This is a genomic window from Pseudomonas sp. KB_15 (assembly GCF_052114525.1).
Classification (GTDB): domain Bacteria; phylum Pseudomonadota; class Gammaproteobacteria; order Pseudomonadales; family Pseudomonadaceae; genus Aquipseudomonas.
This window is the reverse complement of sequence record NZ_JBFREX010000085.1, coordinates 1-6,899: the sequence shown is the minus strand read 5'-3', so window position 1 is coordinate 6,899 and position 6,899 is coordinate 1. Positions and strand designations below refer to the sequence as shown.

Sequence of the window (6,899 nt, the reverse complement as noted above, 5' to 3'; positions counted from 1 at the left end):
TGCACGATCTCTCTGACGTACCGCGAACTCTGATTTTACGACTGCTGCGCAGCCGGACGCAGCCTTCGGCAGCTGCTACAGATTGCGTTGTGGCTTAACTGATCGGTATTACGCGATGGCGGGGACTAGATTCAGCTATTCATGTCGCAGGACCGGAACACCCTTTAGGCAAATAATCCTGGGATACGGTGCCTTTACACGACCAGCCTTTAGTTTCGTTCCGTGTCAGGGTGACGGTTTTGCCCACGACCACCCCCGGGGCATTCTGCAACGTACAAACGATTGATCCCGCCCCTTCTGACGTTGAAGCCGTCACTGACAGGGCGCAGTGGTTAGTCGATGTCGCGCCGGCGGGCGCCACGTTGGCAATTGTCGGGGTGTCCCCCTGGTTGATCACATCCTCGAACGGCACCTTCATGGCTGTCAGTTCGGCCAGCGCCGCCGTGACTTTGGCCCGAGCCTGGTATTTGGAATACATCGGCAGACCCAGTGTTGCCAGGATCCCGATGATCGCCACCACGACGAGCAACTCGATCAGGGTAAAACCTTTTTGATTGTTCATGTACAGGCTCCATGCATGAGTCGAAGGCTCATGATCTGCCCCATGGCAGCACAGCCTGTGCCAACGCCAAAGCCCCTATTGGTTGGGGCCATAGCGGCCGCAAAGCCCGGCCCTACTACCGGGATCAGCACTATCTGACGTTTTTTGTCACCTTACCCTTGCTGGTTTGGCTCCGTCGTTTGACTAGGCTATAAGAGCAATTCAACCGGATTACCCAGGACTGAACATGACGGTCAAGGCAACGAAAATCAGCGTGTATGCATGGGAAGGCATCGACCGCAAAGGCACAAAGGTAACCGGCGAGCTCAGTGCTCAAAACCCGGCGCTGATCAAGGCGAAACTGCGCAAGCAAGGCATCAATCCCGGCAAGGTTCGCAAAAAAAACCATTCGCTGTTCAACATGGGCAAGCGCATCAAGGCCCAGGACATCGCCCTGTTCACCCGGCAAATGGCGACGATGATGAAGGCCGGCGTGCCGTTGTTGCAGTCGTTCGACATCATCGGCGAAGGCTTCGACAATCCGGCCATGCGCAAGCTGGTGGACGAACTGAAACAGGAGGTCGTGGCAGGCAACAGCTTTGCCGCCGCCCTGCGCAAGAAGCCCCGGTATTTCGATGAACTGTATTGCAACCTGGTGGATGCCGGCGAGCAGGCCGGTGCCCTCGACACCCTTTTGGAGCGGGTCGCGACCTACAAGGAAAAAAGCGAAAGTCTCAAGGCCAGGATCAGGAAAGCCATGACCTACCCGCTGGTGGTGGTGCTCGTCGCGGCGATTGTCACCGGGATTCTGCTGGTCAATGTAGTGCCGCAGTTCGAGTCGGTGTTCAAAGGCTTTGGCGCCGAACTGCCGGCTTTCACCGTGATGGTCATTGGCCTTTCGCAATTCATGCAGGCCTGGTGGTGGACGGTCCTTGGCGCGCTGATCGCGATGGCCTTCGGTGTGCGCCACGCCTTCAAGACTTCCCCGGCCTTTCGTGACCGCATGGACACCTGGCTGCTGAAACTGCCGCTGGTGGGCACCCTGATGCACAAGTCCGCCGTGGCCCGGTTCGCCCGTACACTGTCGACCACTTTCGCTGCCGGCGTGCCACTGGTCGAGGCCCTGGAATCAGTGGCCGGCGCGACCGGCAATATCGTGTTCAAGCGCGCGGTACTGCGCATCCGGCAAGACGTTTCGACGGGCATGCAATTGAATTTCGCCATGCGTACCTGCGGCGTCTTTCCGAACATGGCGATACAAATGACGGCCATCGGCGAAGAGTCTGGGACCCTGGACGCCATGCTCGACAAAGTCGCGGGGTTCTATGAAGACAACGTCGATAACATGGTCGATAACCTCACCAGCCTGATGGAACCGTTCATCATGGTGGTGCTGGGTGTTATCGTCGGTGGACTGGTAGTTGCCATGTACCTGCCCATCTTCCAACTCGGCTCAGCGATCTGACATGCCCTTGAATGAAATCCTGATTCACTCTCCGCTGGCCTTTGTCCTTCTCGCAGGCATCACCGGCCTGCTGGTCGGCAGCTTCCTCAATGTCGTGATCTGGCGCCTGCCGAAAATGCTCGAACGCGACTGGCGTGAGCAGGCCCATGACATTCTCGGGCTGCCTGGCGAAACGCCGCTGCCGACCTACAACCTGTTGCTGCCCCACTCCCAGTGCCCGCACTGCGATCACCGGATCCGCGCCTGGGAAAACATCCCGCTGCTCAGTTATGTGTTTTTGCGCGGCCGCTGTTCAGCCTGTGCGGCAGCGATCAGCCCGCGCTATCCGTTGACCGAACTGGCTTGCGGGCTGTTGTCGGCGTTTGTTGCCTGGCACTTCGGTTTCGGTTGGCCGGCCGGCCTGGTGCTGATCCTGAGCTGGGGTTTGCTGGCGATGAGCCTGATCGACGCCGAACATCAGATATTGCCGGACGTACTGGTGCTGCCGTTGATGTGGCTGGGGTTGATCGTCAACAGTTTCAGCCTGTTCGTGTCGCTGCACGAGGCGTTATGGGGTGCGATAGCCGGTTACACCCTCCTGTGGTCGATGTTCTGGCTATTCAAGCTGATCACGGGCAAGGACGGCATGGGCCACGGTGATTTCAAGCTGCTGGCGATGCTCGGCGCCTGGGGTGGCTGGCAGATTCTGCCGCTGACCATCCTGCTGTCCTCGCTGGTGGGGGCCATTATCGGGCTGATAACCCTGCGCTTGCGCAATGCAAAAACTTCAACGCCGATCCCTTTCGGTCCCTATCTGGCTATTGCCGGCTGGATTGCCTTGCTCTGGGGTGGTCAAATAACCGACCTCTATTGGCAGTTTGTCGGTTTGAAATGAATACCCCTGTGGAAAAACCCTGGATTCTCGGCCTGACCGGCGGCATCGGCAGCGGTAAAAGTGCGGCTGCCCAACACTTCATCGATCTGGGCGTGCATGTGGTCGACGCCGATCATGCCGCTCGCTGGGTAGTTGAACCTGGCCGCCCGGCACTGACACAAATCGCCGAACACTTCGGCCCCGGCGTGTTGCAATCCGACGGGCAACTGGACCGCGCTGCGCTTCGCAAGTTGATCTTCGAGGTTCCCGAAGAACGCCGCTGGCTGGAGGCCCTCCTGCATCCACTGATCGGCGAGGAAATCGCTCACCACCTGGCGCTGGCAAAATCGCCCTATGCAATTCTGGTTTCGCCGCTGCTGATCGAGTCCGGGCAATACGCCATGACCCAACGGGTGCTGGTGATCGATGCGCCCGAACAATTGCAGATCGAACGCACCCTGCAACGTGACCAGACCAGCGAGCAGCAAGTCCAGGCGATCCTCAAGGCCCAGTCCAGCCGCCAGGATCGCGTGAGCCATGCCGACGACGTCGTGGTCAATGACCGCGACCTTGCCTGGCTGAACAGCGAGGTCGAACGCCTGCATCACTTTTATCTTTCTTTGCGTGGAGGCCAGTCATGAGCCAACCAACAACCGTCGAATGCCCAACCTGTGGCGCCCCCGTGGAATGGACGGCCGAGAGTAAATTCCGACCATTCTGCTCCGACCGCTGCAAACTGATCGACCTGGGTGCCTGGGCGTCCGAAGAGCACAAGATTCCAGTGGCTCCCGATGCCGAGGACGAGATGTTCAGCGGCGACTTCGACCCGCGTCATTGATCCCGACTGCGGTGATTTCAGGCCTTGATCCGGATCAAGGCTTGGGGTCGTCGTCTTTCCACGGTGCCGAGAGGTAGCGGGTGCGATTGAACGTCTCCAGCCATTCCGGGCAGAACACCACCAGCGCACTGACCACCATGCCGTTGATAAACGCCTCGGGAAAGATGATCAGCCACAGGTAACCGACAAAATCCTCGAGCCAGTACGGCATGGCAAACAACTCGTCGTACCACAACACCGTGAGCGCCAGCACCAGACACAGCAACGCCGAAAGTGCCGCGGCAAAGAAACCGGAGACGAAGATGTACACGAAGAGGTTTTTTGGCTGCGCACGCTCCACCAGAATCGCGCAGCATTCAGTGACCAGTACCGGCAACAGAATGAACAGCGCGCCATTCACTCCCATCGCCGTAAGGTCCTGACGCCCCAGCAGCACCAGCCCCGCTTGCGCCACCAGCCCGCCGACGATCGCCAGCGGCCAGTCCAGCAGCAGGGTCACCGCCGTCATGCCGATAAAGTGATATGAAACGCCAGTATCGAAATCCCGCCGCACCAGCCACAGCAGAAACAGCGCAAATACCGTCCCGAACAGCAAATGCTGGCGCCGACTGTCGGTGAACAGCTCAACCCATGGGGCGCGGCAGACCGCCCAGATCAGCGCTGGCAGGTAAATCAGCCAGCCGACTGACAGCGTTTCCAGTGTCAGTAGCTCTGCACCAATCATGTGGCCAATCCTCTGTCCTTCACCGCAGACTCCCTGATTGTTCAGGCCCGATACCCGGCAGTCTACTACGGCGACAAAGTTGCTCCAGCCGATGCAAAGCTTTCTGCTTGTCGCAATTGAACGCTAAGCTTGGGCCTATGGATGACTCAGATTATTTACGCCTGCTGACCATCGCCGCCGAGCAGGCCAACGCATTCCTGTCCAATGCCCGCAAATGGGAGCGTGAGCGTTGGGTTTGCCAGCGCCTGCTGCAAGGCTTGAATATTCCCTATCGTGCCGATGAATTTGCCCCCGCCGGGGAGCCACCGGATGTGTTGTTTCGCGATGCCAGTTTCGAGGTGTTCTTCGTGCTCGACGAAGGCCGGCGCCTCAATGATGAATGGCGCAACGAACTGCAAAGGCGCCGCAGCGCGTTTTCCCTGAGCCAACTGGTGCGCCGCGAAGCCAAGCCCCGGCGCATACCGGCCAATGAGTTTTTGCTCAGACTGGCGCCGACCTTGCGCAAAAAAGCGCACAACTACAAAGAACGCGGCATGGATCTGGGTGAGCTGGACATCATTGCCTTCGCCAGCCTCAAACGCGAAGTGCTGGACCTCAACAGCCATTTCCCGCCGCCGACCGAATACCTGCGCCAGGGTTGGCGTTCGTTGTCATTGGTTGGACCGACATTTGCCCGCGTGCTGTTCGCTCACCCGGAAGCGCCGGACTTCTTGCGCAGCAACCTGGGGCGCAGCATTGTTTTTGATGTCGGGATCAGCCTGTAAACCGCGCCCCCTCCCCGCTCAACAGCTAAGCTCCGTTCACAGGGGAATCATTTCCCTGTAGCTTCTACACATTAAGCAACGTCTACCCCTGACGAGGCCCGATATGACCAGCCGCCTGAACCCCGACGACCAGAAGCATGTCGAAGAGTACCTGCAACTGTCCCAGCACCAAGTCGAGCGCCGGCCATTCCGGCCGTGGATGCTCCTGGTGCTGGTGCTGGCAGTGACCATTGGTCTGGGCCTGTTGAGCCGACTTATCAGTTACCTGACGCTATGAGCTGCCTTGCGCTCGCTCGGGTAATTGCACCGATTTCTTTTAGCCTTGCGAGTTATCCCTATGTCCCATCGTATTGTTATTGTCGGCGGCGGCGCCGGCGGTCTGGAGTTGGCTACCCGTCTGGGTAAGACTCTGGGCAAGCGCGGCACGGCCAGTGTGATGCTGGTCGACGCGAACCTGACCCACATCTGGAAACCGTTGTTGCACGAAGTGGCGGCCGGTTCCCTGAACTCTTCCGAAGACGAACTCAACTATGTCGCCCAGGCCAAATGGAACCACTTCGAGTTCCAGCTGGGGCGCATGAGCGGGCTCGATCGCGCGCGCAAGAAAATCCAGCTGGCCGCCACCTATGACGAAGCCGGCCTGGAACTGGTGCCAGCCCGCGAAGTGCCTTACGACTCGCTGGTGATCTCCGTCGGCAGCACCACCAACGATTTCGGCACCCAGGGCGCGGCGCAACACTGCCTGTTCCTCGACACTCGCAAACAGGCCGAGCGTTTCCACCAGCAACTGCTCAATCACTACTTGCGTGCTCACGCAGGGCAAACCGACGCGGTCGAACAAATCAGCGTGGCCATCGTCGGTGCCGGTGCCACCGGGGTCGAGCTGGCCGCCGAGCTGCACAACGCCGCCCATGAACTGGCGGCCTATGGCCTGGACCGGATCAAACCGGAAAACATGCACATCACCCTGATCGAAGCCGGGCCACGGGTATTACCTGCCCTGCCCGAGCGTATCGGTGGGCCGGTGCATAAAACCCTGGAGAAACTCGGGGTCAACGTCATGACCAATGCCGCGGTCAGCGAAGTGACGGCAGACAGCCTGATCACCGCCGATGGCAACGTGATCAAGGCCAGCCTGAAAGTCTGGGCCGCAGGGATTCGCGCACCGGGTTTCCTCAAGGACATCGATGGCCTGGAAACCAACCGCATCAATCAGCTGCAAGTGCTGCCGACCCTGCAAACCACCCGTGACGAGAACATCTTCGCGTTCGGTGACTGCGCCGCCTGCCCGCAACCGGGCAGCGACCGCAATGTGCCGCCACGTGCCCAGGCCGCTCACCAACAGGCTTCATTGCTGGCCAAATCGTTGAAACTGCGCATCGAAGGCAAGGCGTTGCCGGAGTACAAGTACACCGACTACGGCTCGCTGATCTCGCTGTCGCGTTTTTCGGCTGTGGGTAACTTGATGGGCAACCTCACCGGCAGCGTGATGCTCGAAGGCTGGCTCGCGCGGATGTTCTACGTGTCGCTGTACCGCATGCACCAGATGGCGCTGTACGGGCCGTTCCGCACGGCGATGCTGATGCTCGGCAGCAAGATCGGACGCGGCACAGAGCCACGGCTCAAGCTGCACTGATGTAAACCTGTGGGAGCGAGCTTGCTCGCGATGGCGTCCTTTCTGTCGATATCAATGTCGCCTGATACACCGTCATCG

General features: G+C 59.4%; 9 protein-coding genes. 7 read left to right on the top strand and 2 right to left on the bottom strand.

What is annotated here, in order from left to right:
- Positions 1-139 precede the first annotated feature (139 nt).
- The gene (locus tag AB4Z35_RS29565) at positions 140-562 is read right to left on the bottom strand and encodes a pilin (protein ID WP_442101097.1); all 423 of its coding nucleotides are present in this window, start codon (positions 560-562) and stop codon (positions 140-142) included.
- Positions 563-788: 226 nt separating this feature from the next.
- On the opposite strand from AB4Z35_RS29565, the gene AB4Z35_RS29560 reads away from it, so the two are divergent.
- The 4 genes from AB4Z35_RS29560 to yacG are packed head-to-tail and all read left to right on the top strand — an operon-like array spanning position 789 to position 3,697.
- Positions 789-2,006: a type II secretion system F family protein gene (locus AB4Z35_RS29560; RefSeq protein ID WP_442101096.1), complete on the top strand. Its 1,218-nt coding sequence runs from the start codon at positions 789-791 to the stop codon at positions 2,004-2,006.
- Position 2,007: 1 nt separating this feature from the next.
- On the top strand, positions 2,008-2,880 hold the full coding sequence (locus AB4Z35_RS29555; protein ID WP_008004467.1) for a prepilin peptidase: 873 nt from the start codon (positions 2,008-2,010) through the stop codon (positions 2,878-2,880).
- Positions 2,877-3,500 (top strand): dephospho-CoA kinase, encoded by a 624-nt coding sequence (gene coaE, locus AB4Z35_RS29550; RefSeq protein WP_008004465.1) that lies wholly within the window; start codon positions 2,877-2,879, stop codon positions 3,498-3,500. The genes AB4Z35_RS29555 and coaE overlap by 4 nt, the downstream gene beginning before the upstream one ends.
- Positions 3,497-3,697, top strand: coding sequence for a DNA gyrase inhibitor YacG (gene yacG / locus AB4Z35_RS29545; protein WP_007970539.1), 201 nt, complete (start codon positions 3,497-3,499; stop codon positions 3,695-3,697). The genes coaE and yacG overlap by 4 nt, the downstream gene beginning before the upstream one ends.
- A gap of 34 nt (positions 3,698-3,731) precedes the next feature.
- Here the strand turns inward: yacG and AB4Z35_RS29540 are convergent, their stop codons facing one another.
- Entirely contained in the window at positions 3,732-4,421 is a 690-nt protein-coding gene (locus AB4Z35_RS29540; protein WP_442101095.1) for an energy-coupling factor ABC transporter permease, read from the bottom strand.
- Between the two features lie 137 nt (positions 4,422-4,558).
- Here AB4Z35_RS29540 and AB4Z35_RS29535 point away from each other — a divergent pair, with 137 nt between their 5' ends.
- The 3 genes from AB4Z35_RS29535 to AB4Z35_RS29525 all read left to right on the top strand — a co-directional run bounded on the left by AB4Z35_RS29535 (position 4,559) and on the right by AB4Z35_RS29525 (position 6,821).
- Positions 4,559-5,185, top strand: a complete 627-nt coding sequence (locus tag AB4Z35_RS29535) for a DUF1780 domain-containing protein (RefSeq protein WP_442101094.1) — start codon at positions 4,559-4,561, stop codon at positions 5,183-5,185.
- Between the two features lie 103 nt (positions 5,186-5,288).
- Positions 5,289-5,462: a DUF3094 domain-containing protein gene (locus tag AB4Z35_RS29530; RefSeq protein ID WP_007970531.1), complete on the top strand. Its 174-nt coding sequence runs from the start codon at positions 5,289-5,291 to the stop codon at positions 5,460-5,462.
- Positions 5,463-5,522: 60 nt separating this feature from the next.
- On the top strand, positions 5,523-6,821 hold the full coding sequence (locus AB4Z35_RS29525; RefSeq protein ID WP_116264043.1) for an NAD(P)/FAD-dependent oxidoreductase: 1,299 nt from the start codon (positions 5,523-5,525) through the stop codon (positions 6,819-6,821).
- Positions 6,822-6,899 lie beyond the last annotated feature (78 nt).

Bases quoted from the DNA above. Each gene is read 5' to 3' on its own strand.
- AB4Z35_RS29525 (WP_116264043.1), top strand. From the start codon at position 5,523: ATGTCCCATCGTATTGTTATTGTCGGCGGCGGCGCCGGCGGTCTGGAG.
- AB4Z35_RS29530 (WP_007970531.1), top strand. From the start codon at position 5,289: ATGACCAGCCGCCTGAACCCCGACGACCAGAAGCATGTCGAAGAGTAC.
- AB4Z35_RS29535 (WP_442101094.1), top strand. From the start codon at position 4,559: ATGGATGACTCAGATTATTTACGCCTGCTGACCATCGCCGCCGAGCAG.
- yacG (WP_007970539.1), top strand. From the start codon at position 3,497: ATGAGCCAACCAACAACCGTCGAATGCCCAACCTGTGGCGCCCCCGTG.
- AB4Z35_RS29555 (WP_008004467.1), top strand. From the start codon at position 2,008: ATGCCCTTGAATGAAATCCTGATTCACTCTCCGCTGGCCTTTGTCCTT.
- AB4Z35_RS29565 (WP_442101097.1), bottom strand. From the start codon at position 562: ATGAACAATCAAAAAGGTTTTACCCTGATCGAGTTGCTCGTCGTGGTG.
- AB4Z35_RS29540 (WP_442101095.1), bottom strand. From the start codon at position 4,421: ATGATTGGTGCAGAGCTACTGACACTGGAAACGCTGTCAGTCGGCTGG.
- coaE (WP_008004465.1), top strand. From the start codon at position 2,877: ATGAATACCCCTGTGGAAAAACCCTGGATTCTCGGCCTGACCGGCGGC.
- AB4Z35_RS29560 (WP_442101096.1), top strand. From the start codon at position 789: ATGACGGTCAAGGCAACGAAAATCAGCGTGTATGCATGGGAAGGCATC.